Consider the following 18,173-nt stretch of genomic DNA (forward strand, 5'->3'; position numbering starts at 1 on the left):
ACGTATCGTCTCGCTTAGGGTCGGGGTATGACCGCATCGCGTTCCGTCCATATCGCCATGTTCTCCATCGCTGCCCACGGGCATGTGAACCCGAGCCTGGAGGTGATCCGGGAGCTTGTCGCGCGGGGGTATCGGGTCACCTACGCGATTCCGCCCGTCTTCGCCGACAAGGTCGCGGAGACCGGTGCCGAGCCGAAGCTGTGGACGTCGACCCTGCCGTCACCCGACGACGACCCCGAGGCGTGGGGGAGCACCCTCCTGGACAACGTGGAGCCGTTCCTCCGGGACGCCGTCCAGGCGCTCCCGCAGCTCGTCGAGGCGTACGAGGGCGACGAGCCCGATCTCGTGCTGCACGACATCACCTCGTACCCGGCCCGTGTCCTCGCCCACCGCTGGGGCGTCCCGGCCGTGTCGCTCTCGCCGAACCTCGTCGCCTGGGAGGGGTACGAGGAAGAGGTCGCCGAGCCGATGTGGGCCGAGCCGAAGCGGACCGAGCGGGGCAGGGCGTACTACGCCCGGTTCCAGGCGTGGCTGGCGGAGAACGGGATCGACCAGCACCCCGACCCCTTCGCCGGCCGGCCCGACCGCTCCCTGGTCCTCATCCCGAAGGCCCTCCAGCCGAACGCCGACCGGGTCGACGAGTCCGTGTACACGTTCGTCGGCGCCTGTCAGGGTGATCGCGCGGCCCAGGGGGAGTGGCGGCGCCCCGACGGTGCCGAGCGGGTCGTCCTCGTGTCCCTGGGGTCCTCCTTCACCAAGCAGCCCGGCTTCTACCGCGAGTGCGTGAAGGCGTTCGGCGATCTGCCGGGCTGGCATCTGGTGCTGCAGATCGGCAAGCACGTCGACCCGGCCGACCTCGGCGACCTCCCGGCGAACGTGGAGGTCCACGACTGGGTCCCGCAGCTGGCGATCCTCCGGCAGGCCGACGCCTTCGTCACACACGCCGGGGCGGGCGGCAGCCAGGAGGGCATGGCGACCGCCACGCCGATGGTCTGCGTACCGCAGGCCGTCGACCAGTTCGGCAACGCGGATGTGCTCCAGGCGCTCGGGGTCGCCCGTCATCTGCCCATGGAGGAGGCGACCGCCGAGTCCCTGCGCGAGGCCGTGCTCGCGATCGCCGATGATCCGAAAGCCGCGCGGAAGCTCAAGGAGATCCAGGCGGAGATGGCCGTCGAGGGCGGCACTTCGCGTGCCGCGGATTTGATCGAGGCGGAAATTCCCCGAGTGCGCGACCGGGGCCGGGGGAGTGCGGCAAGGCCCTGAAATCACCGATCAGGTGACCGTCAGCGAACCTGGAATTCCCCCGGGTCACGGTTGCCCGCGATCGGTGAAATCCTGGCGCCCTTTGGATAACGGAACGGTCATTTCGGTAACGCTCGGATAACGCGCGGTCGGTCCGACCGAGGCGTAGACCGGGTTATTGAGTATGACCGTTACCCCCGCAGAAGGTTGTACGGGCCACCCCTTGTACCTTGCTTGAACATCTTCTTAGCGTGAGGTGAACTCGTTTCGAACTTTGGGAAGTTGACCTATGCGCCGTGACATACCGCCCCTCGCCGAGGTGCGCCGCATCACTCAGAAGAAGCGCGACGCGTGGTGGACCGTGATGCTGGTCGACCCGGTCGCCACTCCGCTGGTGCGCGTGCTCGCGATGCGGACGAAGGTCACTCCCAACCAGGTCACCTGGGGTGCGTTCCTCCTCGGGCTCGTCTCGGCGGCGTGCTTCGCGTGGGGTGACGGCTGGCGGTGGCTGATCGCCGGCGCGGTCGTCTACCACCTGAGCTTCATCCTCGACTGCGTGGACGGGAAGCTGGCCAGGCTCACCGGCCAGGGGTCCGTCTTCGGGGCGTGGCTGGACTTCGTCTTCGACCGTATCCGCGTGATGGCCTGCGCCATCGCGCTGATGGCCGGCCAGTACCAGCGCACCGGCGACACCGCCTACATCTGGCTCGCCGCCGTCGTGGTCTTCCTCGACGGGCTGCGGTACATCAACTCGCTGGAGATCTTCAAGACCCGGCACACCATGCGCAAGCAGATCAAGGCCCGTATCCGGGAGGCGCGCAGGGCCGAGGACACGGCCGGCGTCGCCTTCATGGAGGACCTGCTGCGCGACAACCCCGAGGCGGACATCGAGCAGGACCTGCGCAAGGCGGAGGAGCTCTCGCAGGGGCTCGCCGGGGTACCGGCGGAGGCCCTCCACCCGATGGCGGAACGGGCCGAGGGGCCCGGGGGCACCGTCCGTACCGAGGACGGGACCGGCGAGATCGGCGAGGCCGGCGAGATCGATGTGACGGGCCTTCCGGAGCGGAAGAAAGCCAAGGTCATCGACCTGCACCAGGAGTTCAGGCACCGTTTTCCCACGTACCTTCGGCTGCGCTCCTACCTTTTGCGGCACCGTATCCGCGCCCACCTGATCAGCGGGATCGAGTTCCAGATGGGCGTCTTCATCGTCGGCCCGCTCATCGACCAGGTGATCGCCGCGACCGTGGTTTCCGGCGCGCTGCTCCTCGTTTTCGAACTCGCCATCATCTACAAGCTGCTGCTTTCCACCCGGGACTTCGCCCGCACCCTCGACTCGTTCGAGCGGGACGGGGTGGCCGCCGCGGCCTGAACGACGACGGAAGCGCGTGAACGGCGGTGGGGCCGGGGCATCTGCTCCGGCCCCACCGCCGTTCTGTCTGCCGTTCTGTCTGCCGTTCTGCCTGTCGATCGGCGGGCCGGGCGGTCGGCAGGTCGGTCAGACGCCGACCCTCTCCCCCTCGACCGCCGGAGGCGCGGGCGGCGTCGACGGCGCGTCGAACGACTCGTCGTGGCTCAGGTCCGGCAGCCGGTTCAGCCACTTCGGGAAGTACCAGTTGCGTTCGCCGAGGAGGGCCATGACCGCCGGGAGCAGCACACCGCGGATGATCGTCGCGTCGATGAGGACCGCGGCCGCGAGACCCACACCCATCTGCTTCATCGACTGCATGGACAGCGTGCCGAAGATCGCGAAGACGGCGACCATGATGACGGCGGCGCTGGTGATGACGCCGGCCGTGGTGACGACCCCGTGCTGGATGGCGTCCCGTGTCGCCAGGCCGCGCACCCTGGCCTCACGGATACGCGAGACCACGAACACGTGGTAGTCCATCGAGAGCCCGAAGAGGATCACGAAGAGGAACAGCGGCAGCCAGGTGACGATGGCGCCCACTCCCTCGGCGCCCACCAGCGACGCGCCCCAGCCGTGCTGGAAGACGGCGACGAGGATCCCGTACGCCGCTCCGACCGACAGGAGGTTGAGGACGATCGAGGTGACCGCGATCGTCAGTGAGCGGAACGACAGGAGCATCAGCACGAAGGCGAAGGCCACGACGAAGACGAAGACCGGGGCCACCGCGCTGATCAGCTGGTCGTTGAAGTCCTTGGAACCCGCCACCTGACCGGTCACCGGGGCCTCGACCCCGTCGACCTTGCCGAGCGTCGCGGGACGGACCTCGTCGCGGATGATGTCCAGGCTCTTCTCCGCCTTGTCGAGGTTCGAGCCGCCCACCAGCGGCACGTACACGAAGGCGACGTTCTGCGCGTCGTGCACCTTCACGTCGACCGGGCCGCGCGAGGCACCCGAGCTGACGGCCCGCGCACGGAAGTCGGCGAGGGCGGACTTCACCTCGGCGGAGTTGATGTCGTCGGCCCGCACGACCACCTCGGCGGGGTCGGAGCCACCGGGGAACGCCTCGTTCACCCGCTCGTACGTCGCCACGATCGGCAGCGAGTCGCCGAACTCCTGGTCCAGTGTGAGGTTCTGGGTCTTCATGCCGAGCGCGGGAGCCGCGATGGCCAGCAGCGCGCCCGCCGCGACGACCAGGGAGATCGCCGGCCTGGCCAGCACCACGCGCAGCACGCTCGTCCAGAAGCGGCTGCCGTCGCCCGAACCGTTGGAGCGGTTGCCGGACCTGCGGCGCTTGTCGGGGTGCAGGAACGGGATGCGGCCCTTCTCGACCCGCGTGCCGAGCAGCGAGAGGACCGCGGGCAGCACCGTCACCGAGCCGACCATGGCGACCGCCACGACCATCAGCGAGGCGAGCCCCATCGCCTTGAAGGTGGAGATGCCGGTGAACAGCATGCCCGCCATCGCCACACAGACCGTGACACCGGAGACGATGATGGCCCGACCGCTGGTCGCCGCCGCGATGCGCAGCGCGGTCTCGGGGTCCCGGCCCGCCGCGCGTTCCTCGCGCTCGCGCCGCAGATAGAACAGGCAGTAGTCGACACCGACCGCCAGACCGACGAGCAGCATCACGGAGCTCGCCGTGTCGTCCATCGGCTGGACATGGCTGACGATCATCATCAGGCCCGTCGTGGCCATGATCGCGGTGATCGCGAGGAGCACCGGCACCAGCGCCGCCACCAGCGCGCCGAACGCCACCAGCAGGATGCCGAGGGCCACGGGCACGGCGGAGAACTCCGCCTGCTGGAAGTCGTCGCCGAACGCGTCGTCGAACGTCTTGTTCATGCTGGCGGCGCCGATCTCCTCGATCCGCAACGCCTCATGGTCCTTCTGCACCTCGCCGACGGCCTTCAGGACGGGCTCCACCCGCTCGCCCGCCGTGTCGGCCTTGCCCCGCATGTCGAACTGGACCAGCGCGCTGCGGCCGTCTTTCGAGATGGTCTTCGTGTCGTACGGCGACGTCACGTCGGTCGCCTTGCCGGTGTCCTCGACCGCCTTGACCACGGCGTCGACCGCGGCGTGGAAGTCGGTGTCGGTCGCCTTGAGGCTCGCGTTCCTGCTCTGGACGAGCACGGTCTCCCCGGCCGGCTCGTCGATCCCGGCGTCCTCCGCGATGGCGGCGGCCCGGCCGGTCTCGCCGCCGAGCTGGTCGCTCTCCTTGAGGTCGACCGTGCCCGCCGCCGAGCCGATCCCCATCGCCAGTACGACGAACAGCACCCAGATCCCGACGGCCGCCCAGCGGTGCCGGGCGCTCCAGCCGCCGGCCCGGGCCGCTATGCCCCGTACCCGCGTGTCTCCGTTCCCCATGACGGGCTTGCCCCCTCGTCTTCGGCGCCGGCCCGCTGCCGCCACCCGCTGTTACGAAGGTATGGCGGGGACAAGAAGCTCTCCTCGTGCTATTCGGTGAAGTGCGGCGGGCCGAAGTCCTCCGCTCGGACCCCGCGGCCTCCGCACTGAGGAGGATGAGCGCCCCCTACATTTAAAGCCGCTCCTCGGGGGTCGCGGTCAGGGGCGGCGGGTCCTGCGGGCTGTCCGGTCTGTCCGATCTGTCGAGTCGAGTCCCCCTTTGTGCTGACGCAACGCGACGGCGAAAACCTATTGGACACGTCACAGATGTCCGTGGGTGTTGAACTCAGTGCGCCGATCGGCGAAGGTTTCATCCCAACCGGTCAGTAACCTGCGGTGCGGGAAGGGCCGGGGCCGGCGGCCGTCGTGCCCACCCCCACGGGGCGCGACGGCCGCCCTATGGTGTGCGGACGACCGCGGGAACGGCCCGTGCGGACGGCTGGGACGACTGGGAGGACGGCTGTGGGGGCGACGGCGTACGCGGCGCTGCTGCGCGGGATCAACGTGGGCGGCAGCCGGAAGGTGCCGATGGCCGAACTGCGCACCCTGCTGGAGGGCCTCGGCCACAGCGGCGTACGCACCTATCTGCAGAGCGGGAACGCCGTGTTCGCCGCCGACCACGGCGACGAGAACTCGCTCGCCGAGGAACTGTCGGGGGCCCTGGCCGAGCGCTTCGGCTTCCCGGTCGACGTGCTGGTGCGCGACCACGCGTATCTACGGGCCGTCCTCGACGCCTGCCCGTTCCCGGCGGCCGAACTGGCGGCCAAGCAGCTGCACGTCACGTACTTCTCGGCGCCCGTCGAGCCCGAACGCTTCGCCTCGATCGACCGACAGGCGTTCCTCCCCGAGGAGTTCCGCCTCGGCGACCGCGTGCTCTACCTGTACGCCCCCGACGGCCTCGGCCGCTCGAAACTGGCGGAGAGCCTCGCACGGCCCCGGGTGACGAAGGGCGTGGTCGCCACCACGCGCAACTGGAACACCGTCGTCAAGCTCGTGGAACTGACCGGAGCCTGACGGCCTGACGGCGGACAGCCGCTCTGCCGCCGCGTACGGCGGTGGCGGGCGCTGTGGCAGGCTCGGACACATGCGCTACATCATCATCGGAGCAGGGGCAGTGGGCGGGGCCGTCGGCGGACGCCTCGCCGAGGCGGGGCACGACGTGGTGCTCGTCGCGCGCGGCGCGCAGTACGAGGCGCTGCGCGCGAAGGGGCTGCGCCTGGTGACCCCCGACGGACCGCACACCCATCACCTCCGCACCGTCGAAGGACCGCGGGAACTCGGCGAGCTGCGCGCCGACGACGTGCTGGTCCTCGCGGTCAAGACGCAGGACAGCGAGGCGGCGCTCGCGGCCTGGGGCCCGGCACCCGTGACGGGCGGCGGGACGGCGGCCGAACGGCTGCCGCTGCTCTGCGCGCAGAACGGCGTGGAGAGCCAGCGGCTCGCCCTGCGCCGCTTCCGGCGGGTGTACGGGGTCTGCGTCTGGCTGCCCGCCACCTTCGTCGAGCCGGGAGTGGTGTCGGCCGCCGGCACGCCCCTCACCGGCGTCCTGCACCTCGGCCGCTTCCCGCACGGGACCGACGACACGGCCCGGCTCGTCGCCGCCGACCTGGCCGGGTCCCGCTTCGAGGCGCCGGTCGTGCCCGATGTGGCCCGCTGGCAGTACGCGAAGCTGCTCGCCAACCTCGCCAACGCGATCGAGGCCGTCAGCGGGCCGATCACCGACGAGGAGGGCGCCGCACTGCACGACCGTGTACAGGCGGAGGGAGCGGCGGTGCTCGCCGCCGCGGGGATCCCGTACGCCTCGGCACAGGAGCAGAAGGAGATGCGCGCCGACAAGATCCGCCTCGTACCGCTCGACGGGGCGGAGCGCGGCGGAGGCTCGTCCTGGCAGTCGCTCAGCCGGGGCACCGGCACCATCGAGGCGGACTACCTCAACGGAGAGATCGCCCTGCTGGGACGCCTGCACGGGGTTCCGACGCCCCTCAACGACCTGCTGCAACGCCTGGCGAACGACTTCGCACGCGAACGCAGGCCGGCCGGGTCGATGCCGCTCTCCGAACTGATCCGGCTGGCCGACAAGGCCGAGGGCGCCGAGGGGGCCGGCGAGGGTGCCACGGCCTAAGCCGTGACGGCTCGCGCGGCCGTCAACTCCGGGACACGCGGCCACTCGTGTCCATAGGGTGGTGAGCGATCACGGGGTGGGGAGAAGCAGGATGGCCACACGACAGTTGCCGTCGTTGCCGAAGATGCGCAAGGACGCGGTCACCCGACGGCTGTGCGCCTCGGTGCATCTCGACGACGGCTTCGCCCACGACGCCGACCACCGGCTCACCGCGGACGGCCTGACCGCCATGGGCCCGACCCTCGGCGTCAACCTCGTCGCGCTCGCCCGGCACGCGCGCGTGGCCGTCCGGCACCGCGCCGCGCTCGACCGCGGGCTCGCCCGGCTCTTCGTGGCCGGCTGGGCCGCGCTGCTCCTCGGTCTGGGCGCCCTCGTCGGCGGCCACGGGTCGATCGCGACGGCCGGCGTGTACGGACCCGTCGCTGTCCTGGCCGCCGCCTGGTGGCTGGTCCACCGCGACCAGACGCGGGCCAGGGCCGCGGCCCAGGGCGTCTACCGCACCCAGGAGAAGGCCGAGAACCTCGCCCCGGCCGTCGAACCGGCCACCGAGGCACGGCTGCACGAGCTCAAACGGGCCAACGTCGTCCCGTACACCGACTCCGCGGAACGCACCAACCCGTTCGTCGGCAGCGGCGACAAGATCAAGGAAACCCTCTGGCAGCCGATCGACGTCAGCAGGCCCGCGGCCTCGCCCACCGGCGGCAGACTCACCGTCCGCCCCTTCGACGCCGTCGACCTGCACACCTACGTCGCCCGGGAGATGGAGGGCGTCTCGGGCCTCGAAGGGCTGCGCGCCAGGAACCGCCTCTACGTCCTCGGCAGCAACGCCCTCCACCTCCCCGACCTGCTGCCCGACCGCACCCTGCGGCCACGCGCCCAGATACCCAGGCAACTCGTCCAGGCCGGGCTGCAGAACCCCGGCGCCGGTATGCGCACGTACCTCTGCCTCGAACGGGTCGGTGAGGGCGGCCGGACCATCGTCTCCATGTATCTGCGCGCGCGACTGCACCGGCCCACCCTCACCTGGGAGGTCGCCGCGTACGCGATCCCGCCGCTGCACGGCCGCTTCCACCGGGTGGACCGGCTGCCCGTCGCCCGCGCGGAACGCTGGTGGGACCTCGTCGCGTACACCACCCGGCACGTCTGGCCCGAACTGAGCGGCGCCGTCGGACGCCTGCGTGCCCGGCGCCGGTTCCGGCGCGCGGCGGAACGCGAGCTGACGAGGAACCGCCGCGAGATCAGGGACCACCACGCGGTGTACGACTACGGGGCGGTCGACAGCCTGCGCGAGAGCATCGGCGACTGGGAACAGGCCGGCTACTCGGAGAAGACCGACGCGCAGGACTTCCTGTTCCGGCTCCAGCAGGGCGTCCTGGTGGCGACCGAGCGGTTCCTCCAGGACCACCACGTCGACACCGGTTCGTTCGACAAGGCGCAGCAGATCATCAGCACCCAGACGTACAACATCTCCGGGGACATCAACGGCCCCAGCAACATCGGCAACCAGGGCCAGATCAACGTGGCGGGCGGCCAGCCGCAGCAGACGCCGGGCGGTGGGCCGTGACACCCACGGACCTCCGGCGGCGTCGAACCACCCCGGCCGGACCGGCCCCGATCAGCGGTCCGGCCCCCGATCAGCAGTCCGGTCCACTCCCGACCAGGAGCCAGGCATGAGCACCTTCAACTTCCACGGGGACATCAACGGCCCCGCCAACTTCGGTGACCACGGCCGCATCGAGGTCAGCAACGGGCCGGACCCGGCCCAGTCGCTGCGGCTGGCCGCCGACCTCGTGGAACTGCTGCGCACCGAGAACCCGCGGCTCGTCGCACCGGCGGAGGTCGTACGGGGCGAGCTGGCGCGGGCCGGGCAGGACGGCGCCGCCCCCGACCGCGGCCGGGTCCGCTCGGCCCTGGAGACGATCTCCGTGGGCGTCGCGGCCGGCAGCGGAGGGCTGGCGCTGGCACAGGAACTGAGCCGGGTCCTCGGTCTGTGAACCCGGTGAACCCCGTGAACCCTGTGCACTCGGCCCGCCCCCGGCCCGGACGTACGTAACCAGTCGACGGTGGCGGTCACTTGGCCCGTACGGCCGCCAGGGTTCCGCCGCCCAGGTCCAGTTCCAGGCCGGCGCGCAGCGGGACCGTCTGGCCGGGGGAGACCTGCTGGGACGTGCCGTCCGAGCGGGTGCCCGTCCAGGTCGTCCCCGCGGTGCGGTTCGCGATGCCGAAGCGGCCCGGTTTCGTGGGGTGTTCCACCAGTTCGGCCACGAGGGTCCCGTCCGAGTAGTCGTGCCGGACGGGCTCGGACTCCAGGTGGTGGGCGTGCACGCGGGCCGCGCGCGGCAGCCGGATATGGCGCTCGGTGCGCGGCGGGGGAGTGGTCACCGTGAGGCGCGGCGGCAGTACCAGCACGGCCCCGCAGCCCCAGCACGCGCGGGGCGCCAGCCGCTGGTGCTCTGCGGGATCCGTCATGTTCTGCCGGCCGCAGGACGCGCACTCCACCACCGAGTCCCGCACCGCCCGCAGCGCGTCGCGCCACTCGGACTCCCGCACCCGGACCGCCGGATCGTGCAGCCCGGCGGTGAAACCGCGCCGGAACAGCTCCTGGAGCGTGTCCGCGGCGGCATCCCAGGTGGCGAGGACGGTCGCGTGCTCCATCGGGTCGGGCTCGTTGGAGTCGTCCGCCGGGTCGAAGACGAACAGCGGGTTCTTCCCGTACAGCTGCCGCTCCGCCGCCTCGTCCAGGCAGTGGATCGCCAACTCCCGCCTGCCCTTGAGCGGATGATGGTTCATCAGGAACATGAACAGGAGCACGGCCAGCGAGTGCAGGTCGGACTGCGTGCCGGGGCGGGCGCCGGGGTCGCCGCGCACCAGCTCGGGCGCCATGAACTCCATGGTCCCGGAGATCCCGGTCGCGTCGCCCTCCACCACCGCGTTGTCGTTGTCGCAGACCAGGATGTCGCCGGTGTCCGGGTCGAAGAAGACGTTGCCCCAGGAGATGTCCCGGTAGGCGATGCCGCGCGAGTGGAGCGCCTGGTACGCCTCCACGGTGTAGAGGCACGCCGTCAGCAACGCGCGCGTACTGGTGCGTAGTTGACGGCGGAACAGGGCGGGCAGCCCCTTGAACCGCTCGGGCCGCAGCCCCATCAGATACCCGAACGAGCCGTGGTGCCACGGCACATACGCCTCGGGCCACAGAAACCGGTCGTCGGCGAAGTCACGGGCCACCAGTTCCCGTACGATCCCCTCCTGTTCCGGGGTCGCGCAGGTCGGGTAGTACCACTTGAGGGCCCTCTCACCGGCGGGCGTCTTCACCCGGTAGACCTCGCCCTGGCCGCCCGCCCCCAACATGCCGACGACCTGGACCTCCTCACCGGTGTCCGCGGTCAGGCGGGTTCCGCTGTCGAGCATGCCGGCCATCTAACTCTCCGTCTTCCGTTCGGTCTTTCGTTCGGCGTCCGTGCCTGTGCCTGTGGCTGCGGCGGCCTCGGTCCCCGCCTCCGGACGTGCCGGGTACGCGTGCAGGAGGGCCGCGGTGAGGGTCGTGTCGTCGCCGGAGTACCCGGAAGCGTGCTGCAGCCAGTCGGGCAGCGCGGTCCGCACCCCCTCGAAGCCCTCCGTCGCGAGCCGCTCGTCCATGCCCTCGACGAACTGCGTGAAGCCGTCGCCCGAGGCGAAGCTCTTCGACAGACCGTCCGTGGACAGCACCACCAGACGCGGCAGACGCGCCTCCTCGAACACGGGCGCCCAGTGCGTGCGCACCGCGCGCCACGCCTGCGGCCCGCACAGCGACTCGGTCTCGTCGCCCAGGTCGTCCTCGGCAGGCGCCAACGGCCTTTCCACCGTGCCGTCGTGACCCACCACCGCCAGGTCGCCGTCCCCGATCTGCCAGGCCGTCAGGAGCCACGGCGTCACGACGGCGCCGATCAGCGTGGTCCCGTACAGCGTCAGCTTCTCGTCGATGGGGGGCTCGGGCAGTCCGAGTCCGGCCTCCGGGCGGTGCCGCGCCCAGTGCCCGAGGGCCTCCTCGCGCCAGGCCTGGACGAGGGCGCGCGGCAGGTCGTTACGGGCGTAGTTCATCAGCCGGGTGAGCCCGCCCGGCTCATGACGGGCACCGGCCGCCCGGCCGAACTCCGTCGCGAGCACGGTGAACCGGTCCACGGCGAACCGCGCCCCGAGCGCGCTGCGCGCGTGCGCGGCCGAGCCGTGGCCGTCCGCCACCGCGAGGACGAGGGGTTCCGTGTCGGAACCGGTGCCCGTCAGCGCGTACCAGTCCTGGTTCTGCCGTTTGCCGGTCCCCTGGATGCTTTCGGCGAGGGTGTCCCAGCGCCGCACGAGAGCCGTCACCACACGTCGTCGTCATCGTCGTCGTCGAGGACCGGCGGTGCGAACGGCTTCACCAGCGTGTCCGCGGAGCCCGCGACCGCCTGCGAGGCCGCTTTGACCGCCGCCGTCGACGCCCAGCGGATGGCTGCCGCGAGCTGCTTGGGGCTGTTGGCGTCCAGCGGCTGGAGCTCCGGGTTGGCGAGGAACTCCTGGAGCACGGAACGGTCGGCGTCATGGCCGATGGCGATCGCGACCCGGACCGCCTTGCGTCCCCACGGCGTCGCGTCGATCGCCTTGAGCCCCGTCTTCCAGTCGTCGGTCGGCACACCGTCCGAGACGAGCGCGAGGACCGGCTTCAGCGCACGCTGGGGCATCGGCGGGCTCTGCAGCTCGCGCGCCACCAGGCTGAACGCCTCGCCCAGATTCGTCATCCCGTCCACCTCGACGTCCTGCCAGGTGAAGTCGTCGACGGGGACCGGGGTCTGGTGGTGCCACTTGGCGGTCGTGGAGAACGTGACGGTACGCAGCAGCAGTTGGGCCGCCGGGTTGTCGTGGGCCACCGCGCGCATCTCCGGGACGGCCTCCCGGATCGCGTAGTTGAGCCGGGCGATCTTCTCGCCCTGCATCGAGAACGAGCAGTCGAGCAGCCAGATGAAGTGGACCGGACGGTTCGCCATGGGCCCGCCGGGGATGTCACTCACTGCGTGTCCTTCCGTGGTGTGGGGTGTGCGGTGTCTGGTGCGGGGTGTCTGGTGTGGGGCGTGGGATGTGGGGCGTGGGTCAGTGTGCCGCGTACAGGGCGGCCGCGACGAGGAGCGCGGTCGTCAGGACCAGCGCGGTGACGAACAGGCCGAGGGCCATCCGCCGTCCTCGTGCGACGTGCCGCGTCACGATGCTCATGCGCTGTCGAACCTCTTCTCACCCGAACTGTCGGCGGTGTCGGCGGTGTCGGCCGCGACGGTGCTGTCCGCGGTGACCGTGTCTTCGGTGGTGACGGTTCCATCGGTGACGACGGTGTCGTCCGTGGTGACGGTGCCGGCCGCCGCACCGGTTCTTGATCCGCCGCTCTTCTTGCCGGCCGGGTCGGGGCCGACCAGGGCACCCGTGCGCAGCCCCGACGCGGCCAGCAGCCACAGCACGGGCTCGGCGGCCCGGCGCTGCTCGCTGTCCAGGGAGCCCGCCCCGGTGGCCGCGTGGGCGCTGACCGCCCAGTAGCGGTCGGACCTGAAGTCGTGCCCGAGGGCGCGCACGAGTCCGCCGAGGCCGATGTCGGTCAGCCAGCTGTCGATCCGGGGGCCCGCGACCGGCAGCGAGCCGAGCTGGTCGAGGACGTCCCGCTTGGTGACGACCGTCGCCACGGACAGCTTGCCGCGCCGGCCGGTGAGCGCCGACAGCTCGCCCGCCAGCCGCTGGTACGTCTCCCAGGGGCCCTGCGGCGAGGGCCGCGCGGCGGTGGCCCGCTCGGCGTCGGCGCCGCTCAGCTTCCTCCGTACCGCCGGCTCGGCGAGCACGTCCGCGACCAGGACGACCCCGTCGGTGTGCGCGAGGTAGTGCTGGGCGCGCACCCGCTCGGCGTCCTCAAGGGACTCGCCCATCGGGTCGTAGAGGTAGAGCAGCCTGCGCCGCCGCCCGAGCGTGACGGTCAGCATGAAGGCACGGGGCTGCCCGCCGGTCGTGGCATGTGCCCAGGTCCCCTGGGTCAGCTCCTGGTTCAGGGAGTTCGCGGTCTGCCGGTCGTCGGTGGACGCGTACTCGACGCGCAGGTCGCTCCGCCGCGACCAGGCGTGCAGCCCCTCGACCATGGCGGCCATCAGCATCGTCTTGCCCGACGAGGTGCCGCCGACCAGCGGCGCGTGCACGACGCGCGTGGTGCCGACCGCGTTCGGCAGCACCTGGTCGCAGTGCGGGCACAGGGCCGTGAGGCGGCTGCGCCTCGCGAGCCGGGTCGCGCCGAGCCGCTGCCCGCAGGAGCACATGTGCCGCAGGGCCCCGTACCGGCCGGGACGCAGCCGGGCGTGCGGCTCCCGGCAGCCGGGGCAGCGGTGCACCGCCAGCGGTACCGGCCGATAGCAGCCCGGATAGGGGCACTTGACGCGAATCCGCCGGAGCGTCACCCAGCCGCGGTCCACGCCCCGCAGCACGAGCACGGTCGCGGCGGCACCCAGCCAGACGAGGCCGAGCAGCAGGGCGAAGACCGCGAGCGTCAGCGCGAGCACGAGGGTGGCGAGCACGGCGCCCACGAGCGCGCCGACGAAGGTGCCGGGCGCGACGAGCCACATCACCATCCGTACGAACGAGTTGCGCTCGACGAGGCCGGTGGAGCGCACCCCCCGGAACAGGTTCGCCGTCGTGTGCCGCATCCACCGGTCCGTGAACCGCAGCCAGACCACCCGGACGCCGTAGTCGCCGGCCGTGGCCGCGTCCACCCACATCTGCCGCCACCAGTAGGCGAGTTCGGCGGGTTCGTCGGGACCCGCAGCCGGGACACGGATGTCCTTGCTGCCCTCGTGCCACGGGCCGAGGCCGCCGCACACCGCCCGCACGCCCTGGGCGAGGAACTGCCACAGCGCGGTGGTGAGACAGACGACCCCCGCGACCAGTCCCACGAAGCCGAGGACGCACAGCAGGAGAACGGTCACCGGTGCTCCCGCTCCTCGTGCGGGGGCGGTGCCATGTCGCCGTACCGCGAGGCCGGGTCGCTGCCGCCGGCACGGCCTCTACCGTCTCTTCCGTCTCTACTGTCTCTGCCGTCTTTTCCGTCTCTTCCGTTGTCCTTGCCGCGCCCGCGGCCCGTGAAGCGGCCCGCGAGGCGGCCCAGTGTCCCGGGCCGGTTCCAGGACCGGAACGCGTCGAGCTTGCCGCGGCCCGCCCGGTCGAGGTCCGACTCCACCAGGGCCAGGTCCTCGGCGGGCAGCGCCCGCACGATCGGCCGCAGCACCCTCGTCAGCAGCGCGGCACAGGTCTCGTCCCACGCCCGGTGCGCGCCCGCGTGCGAACTCCAGTCGCAGAAGCACTCGGCGACGTAGTGCGGGACGGTACGCAGCCGGTCGCCCACCGGGCCCGACTGGGCGGCCCGCTCGTACGCCGCGAGCAGGTCGGCGTCGCCGGACAGGGCCAGCGCGTACAGCTCACCGGCCGGCGCCGAGCCGCGCAGCAGGCGGTGAGCCAGCGCGCGGTGGACGCGTTCGAGGACCGGCGCGGGCAGCGGGCGGGCGTTCGCGGCGAGCGCCGCCGCGCGCTGCACCCAGTCGAGACCCTCGCCCTCGGTGCCGAGCAGTCCCGCGAACTCCAGGAGCAGGAGCGCGGCACGCCGCGCCGGCTCCAGCTCCGTGGTGAAGCAGCGCAGCAGGTCGACGGCGAGCGCCGGGACGTCGCGGTCGTCGGCCGGTGCCCTGAGCGCGGCGTCGATCAGCAGGTCCCGGGTGCCGGCGGTGCGGTGCGTGTCGGAACCGAGTTCGTTGAGCAGCAGGCTCGCCTCCTGCCCCGTGGGCAGTTCACCGGGCCACACCAGACTGATCGCGGTCCGCAGGACGGCCGGTTCGGCGTGCAGGGAGACCCCGGCGGTACGCACCACCGAGTGGAACGCCGTGAGCCGGTCGCCCGCACCGGTGGGCAGGGCGTCGGACGCGCACATCCGCAGATGCGGGAACCCCGGGTGGCCCCGCACGGGCAGGTCCGCGACGGCCAGCATGCGCGCGGCGGCCACCGGCCGGCCTGCGGCGAGCGCGTCGAGCGCGCCGAAGAGGGCGATCCGCAGGGTCGGGTGCTCGGCGACGGCGTCGCGCAGCACGGCGAGATCCTGCCGGCCGACGGGCACGCGGCCGTCACCGCCGGTCGTGGTCCCGGCTTCGAGAGGCGTCGGGTCCGCGCGGGGCCCCCACCAGGGGGAGGGGGCCGACGCGTCGCGGCTGGCTGCCGCGGCCGGGGTACGGCGGCTCGGGTGCTCGCTGTCCGCAGGGGCCTCCGGGCCCGCGGCGGAAGCCGGTACCTGTGCTTCCGGGAGGTCCATCAGGGCCTGGGCCAGCCGCGCCGCGAGGTCCGGGAGGAGATCGGTGCAGTCGACGTCCAGCAGGTCGGCGACGCGCAGCAGGCCGAGCGGGCGCCCGGTCGGCGGCTGTGCCGGGTCGGCGACGCCCGCGCGGACCGCGTACCCCAGCTCCTTGCCGAGCCGCATCCGGGCCTCAGGAGTGAACGAGGCGCCGTGGACGACGGGGACGGGCCCGCTGCCGCGCACCGCGGCGACCAGTACATGCGCGGCGAGCGGCGCGGAGACGGCGGCGGGCACCTGCCCGTCGAGCCGCTCGAACAGCGAGACCAGCCCCTCGACGAAACCACCCGCCGCTCCTGGACCACGCGCCGCTCCCGGACCGCCGGCCGTCCCCGAACCGCCGGCCACCGCGCCGGACGGCACCGCGCCCGGGGCCGCCTCGTCCGTCGGGCGGGCCTCGCACAACGCCGCGACGAGCTGGGCCAGTTCGCCCTCGGGCAGGCTGCCCGCCCGGTCGCGGACCCAGTACGTGGCCGCCGTGAGAGCAGCCGAGGGGAGGGCGACCCGGGCGATGAGCGCCGCCGCGGCCAACGGACCGAGGTCGGGACCGTGATGCCGGAAGAGATCGGGCCGGCCCGCCCGCCACACCTGGGCGCACAGCTCCGCCCACGGATCCGTGACGGCCTCGGTGGGCGCGGGGGGCCGGGTGCAGTCGTGGACCCGGTGCCGGTGGCCGTACGCCACGGTCTCCGACGACGGCAGTACGCCGATGAGCTGCTGCCTCGCCTGTACCGGGCGCCGCGTGTACGTCGTGAAGGTCAGCCGGTGCGCCTGCTCGCGCGGCAGCACCGCGCAGGCCAGCGCGATCCACTGGGCCACGGCCGCGCTGTCCCGCTCCACGAGCACCACCTGCCCGGCCCCCGGGTCCTCCGCGACCGCCCGGACATCCGCGAGGACCGCCGCGAGCCGATCGGCGCGGGACGCCGCGAAGGCGACCAGCGCGTCGTGCTGCATGAGGCCCGACGGCTCGAAGCGGTCGACCGGCTCGGGCCTGCCGCCGGCGGGCGTCGACCGGGCCCAACGCCCGGACTCCCAGGCAGTGATGGGCAGTGCGCCGTCCGGCAGCCGGGCCCCGGCGGGCAGATGGAGGGCGTGCGCGTGGAAGTTGCCCCAGCGCCCGCTGTAGTCGACGCCCGTGTAGACGGACCGGCTCAGCAGCCGTCCGCCGTCGGAGAGTTCGCTGAAGCTGAACGCCGTGGGGAAGTCCGCGAGTTCGTCGGCGTCGGGCCGTGCGGGGGAGTCCCGCGGCGGCTCGTACCCGATGAGCTGCTCCGCCTCTCTGAGCACCCCTTGCGGCACGTCGTCGCTGACCGCTGTGAAGCGGAACCCGGACCCGTCGGGTCCGGGCGGCGCCGAGGTGTAGTGGAGCTGAGAGAGCGTCACTTGGACTGTCCTTTCCGCGCGTTCGTCACCGGCAGCAGATCACGCCGGGCCAGCAGCCACAGCAGCGGATCCTCCACACGCAACGGCTGCGGCCCCGACTTCGGCACGTCCGCCGGGGCGTCGGCGGGCGGCGGGGCGCCCAGCGCCGACAGCCCGAACAGCGACAACTGCGCGAAATCCCGCTCCAGTTGGCGGTACAGCACCCCCGAGTCCCAGTCGGTCAGGAGGGAGCGCAGCTCCTCGTGCACCGCGAGCCGGTCGTCCTCGTCGAGCGACCCGCCGCTGTGCGTGGCGTTGTCCAGCAGCGGCGAGTGCGGGTCGAGCAGCGGCCGCAGCATGTCCGTCTTCGTCACGGCCACCGCGATCGGCGTACTCACCCGGCCCCGCGAACCACCGCGGCCGTGCGCCCGCAACTGCGTGGCGAGATCCGCCGCGATCTGCTGCGGGGGCGTCTCCACGGCGGGCAGCGCGGGCCCCTCGTCCCGCGGCAACCGGTCGCGCACGGAGCCGAGCTGGAGCGGGTCGACGAGCAGGATGATGCCGTCCGCCGCGCTGAGGTAGCGGGTGTAGCGGTCCACGGCGTCGGCGCCCGCGAGATCCTCGCCCGCCGCGTCGAAGAACACGAGGGTCGTGTGCCGGCTGCCCGAGCCGAACCGCCCGCGCCGGGGCAGGCTCAGCCGGTACAGCAGCGGGTCGTTGAAGCCCAGCGCGGCCGGGCGGGTCGCGTCCGGCAGCCGCAGCCGCTCGTAGAGATCCTGCGCCATCTCCTTGTCGCGCTGCTGCGTGCCCTGGCCCATCGCGGCGAGCGAGGCGTCGAAGGCCTGCCCGACGCGCCGGTTCAACTCGTTGACCAGCACGGCCACATAGGTGCTCTTGCCGGACGCCTTCGCGCCGACCAGGGCGATGATGCGGCTGTCCTGCTCGCAGTAGTCGCTGGGCAGATCGCTGTGGCAGGACCCGCACACCCGGACCGTCGTGGTCACCCCGCAGCCCGGACAGACGGCGGGCCCCGCGCCCGCGCCGGGCCGCAGTCTGGACGCCGTCGAGCGCGACCGGGTGAAGACCGGGCCGCGCATCCGGGCTGCCGGAGGTGTGCCCGGACCCATGAACTCGGCCCACACGTCGTCGCGTTCGGGCCCGCACGGCTGCGAGCCGCGTACCCCGCCGGCGATCATCAGGCAGCGGTAGGGCAGTCTCGCCGCCGACGAACGGGCGAAGCAGTTGGGGCAGATGACGGTCGTCAT

At 72.3% G+C, this 18,173-nt stretch carries 13 protein-coding genes; 6 read left to right on the plus strand and 7 right to left on the minus strand.

The window, feature by feature from the left end; genetic code table 11:
* Positions 1 to 27 precede the first annotated feature (27 nt).
* Positions 28 to 1,263: a macrolide-inactivating glycosyltransferase gene (gene mgt / locus ACLVWQ_RS01840; RefSeq protein WP_414106291.1), complete on the plus strand. Its 1,236-nt coding sequence runs from the start codon at positions 28 to 30 to the stop codon at positions 1,261 to 1,263.
* Positions 1,264 to 1,531: 268 nt separating this feature from the next.
* Positions 1,532 to 2,611: a CDP-alcohol phosphatidyltransferase family protein gene (locus ACLVWQ_RS01845; protein WP_414106292.1), complete on the plus strand. Its 1,080-nt coding sequence runs from the start codon at positions 1,532 to 1,534 to the stop codon at positions 2,609 to 2,611.
* Between the two features lie 126 nt (positions 2,612 to 2,737).
* On the opposite strand, the gene ACLVWQ_RS01850 is transcribed toward ACLVWQ_RS01845, so the two are convergent.
* On the minus strand, positions 2,738 to 5,014 hold the full coding sequence (locus ACLVWQ_RS01850) for an MMPL family transporter (protein ID WP_414106293.1): 2,277 nt from the start codon (positions 5,012 to 5,014) through the stop codon (positions 2,738 to 2,740).
* 501 nt (positions 5,015 to 5,515) lie between these two features.
* Here ACLVWQ_RS01850 and ACLVWQ_RS01855 point away from each other — a divergent pair.
* From ACLVWQ_RS01855 to ACLVWQ_RS01870, 4 genes are all read left to right on the plus strand, one after another.
* Positions 5,516 to 6,067 carry a DUF1697 domain-containing protein gene (locus ACLVWQ_RS01855; protein WP_414106294.1) on the plus strand — a complete coding sequence of 184 codons (552 nt, stop codon included), beginning with the start codon at positions 5,516 to 5,518 and terminating at the stop codon, positions 6,065 to 6,067.
* A 70-nt stretch (positions 6,068 to 6,137) separates the two neighbouring features.
* Positions 6,138 to 7,175 carry a ketopantoate reductase family protein gene (locus ACLVWQ_RS01860; RefSeq protein ID WP_414106295.1) on the plus strand — a complete coding sequence of 346 codons (1,038 nt, stop codon included), beginning with the start codon at positions 6,138 to 6,140 and terminating at the stop codon, positions 7,173 to 7,175.
* Between the two features lie 91 nt (positions 7,176 to 7,266).
* On the plus strand, positions 7,267 to 8,739 hold the full coding sequence (locus ACLVWQ_RS01865) for a hypothetical protein (RefSeq protein ID WP_414106296.1): 1,473 nt from the start codon (positions 7,267 to 7,269) through the stop codon (positions 8,737 to 8,739).
* 106 nt (positions 8,740 to 8,845) lie between these two features.
* Positions 8,846 to 9,169 carry a hypothetical protein gene (locus ACLVWQ_RS01870; protein WP_414106297.1) on the plus strand — a complete coding sequence of 108 codons (324 nt, stop codon included), beginning with the start codon at positions 8,846 to 8,848 and terminating at the stop codon, positions 9,167 to 9,169.
* A gap of 76 nt (positions 9,170 to 9,245) precedes the next feature.
* Here the strand turns inward: ACLVWQ_RS01870 and ACLVWQ_RS01875 are convergent, their stop codons facing one another.
* The 6 genes from ACLVWQ_RS01875 to ACLVWQ_RS01900 all read right to left on the minus strand — a co-directional run bounded on the left by ACLVWQ_RS01875 (position 9,246) and on the right by ACLVWQ_RS01900 (position 18,173).
* Positions 9,246 to 10,592 (minus strand): protein kinase domain-containing protein, encoded by a 1,347-nt coding sequence (locus ACLVWQ_RS01875; protein WP_414106298.1) that lies wholly within the window; start codon positions 10,590 to 10,592, stop codon positions 9,246 to 9,248.
* Entirely contained in the window at positions 10,593 to 11,522 is a 930-nt protein-coding gene (locus ACLVWQ_RS01880) for a protein phosphatase 2C domain-containing protein (RefSeq protein ID WP_414106299.1), read from the minus strand.
* On the minus strand, positions 11,516 to 12,175 hold the full coding sequence (locus ACLVWQ_RS01885) for a vWA domain-containing protein (protein WP_414106413.1): 660 nt from the start codon (positions 12,173 to 12,175) through the stop codon (positions 11,516 to 11,518). The genes ACLVWQ_RS01880 and ACLVWQ_RS01885 overlap by 7 nt, the downstream gene beginning before the upstream one ends.
* Before the next feature lie 219 nt (positions 12,176 to 12,394).
* A complete protein-coding gene (locus ACLVWQ_RS01890; RefSeq protein WP_414106300.1) occupies positions 12,395 to 14,137 on the minus strand; it encodes a TRAFAC clade GTPase domain-containing protein in 1,743 nt (580 codons plus the stop codon).
* The gene (locus ACLVWQ_RS01895; RefSeq protein WP_414106301.1) at positions 14,134 to 16,929 is read right to left on the minus strand and encodes a GTPase-associated protein 1-related protein; all 2,796 of its coding nucleotides are present in this window, start codon (positions 16,927 to 16,929) and stop codon (positions 14,134 to 14,136) included. The genes ACLVWQ_RS01890 and ACLVWQ_RS01895 overlap by 4 nt, the downstream gene beginning before the upstream one ends.
* Positions 16,926 to 18,173, minus strand: a complete 1,248-nt coding sequence (locus ACLVWQ_RS01900; RefSeq protein WP_414106302.1) for a TRAFAC clade GTPase domain-containing protein — start codon at positions 18,171 to 18,173, stop codon at positions 16,926 to 16,928. The genes ACLVWQ_RS01895 and ACLVWQ_RS01900 overlap by 4 nt, the downstream gene beginning before the upstream one ends.

It is taken from the genome of Streptomyces sp. CWNU-52B (genome assembly GCF_047444975.1).
In the GTDB taxonomy this organism is placed as follows: domain Bacteria; phylum Actinomycetota; class Actinomycetes; order Streptomycetales; family Streptomycetaceae; genus Streptomyces.

What these genes read in the sequence shown, in the direction of transcription:
- mgt (WP_414106291.1), top strand. Translation starts at nt 28, where the DNA reads ATGACCGCATCGCGTTCCGTCCATATCGCCATGTTCTCCATCGCTGCC.
- ACLVWQ_RS01845 (WP_414106292.1), top strand. Translation starts at nt 1,532, where the DNA reads ATGCGCCGTGACATACCGCCCCTCGCCGAGGTGCGCCGCATCACTCAG.
- ACLVWQ_RS01850 (WP_414106293.1), bottom strand. Translation starts at nt 5,014, where the DNA reads ATGGGGAACGGAGACACGCGGGTACGGGGCATAGCGGCCCGGGCCGGC.
- ACLVWQ_RS01860 (WP_414106295.1), top strand. Translation starts at nt 6,138, where the DNA reads ATGCGCTACATCATCATCGGAGCAGGGGCAGTGGGCGGGGCCGTCGGC.
- ACLVWQ_RS01865 (WP_414106296.1), top strand. Translation starts at nt 7,267, where the DNA reads ATGGCCACACGACAGTTGCCGTCGTTGCCGAAGATGCGCAAGGACGCG.
- ACLVWQ_RS01870 (WP_414106297.1), top strand. Translation starts at nt 8,846, where the DNA reads ATGAGCACCTTCAACTTCCACGGGGACATCAACGGCCCCGCCAACTTC.
- ACLVWQ_RS01875 (WP_414106298.1), bottom strand. Translation starts at nt 10,592, where the DNA reads ATGGCCGGCATGCTCGACAGCGGAACCCGCCTGACCGCGGACACCGGT.
- ACLVWQ_RS01885 (WP_414106413.1), bottom strand. Translation starts at nt 12,175, where the DNA reads ATGGCGAACCGTCCGGTCCACTTCATCTGGCTGCTCGACTGCTCGTTC.
- ACLVWQ_RS01900 (WP_414106302.1), bottom strand. Translation starts at nt 18,173, where the DNA reads ATGACGACCGTCATCTGCCCCAACTGCTTCGCCCGTTCGTCGGCGGCG.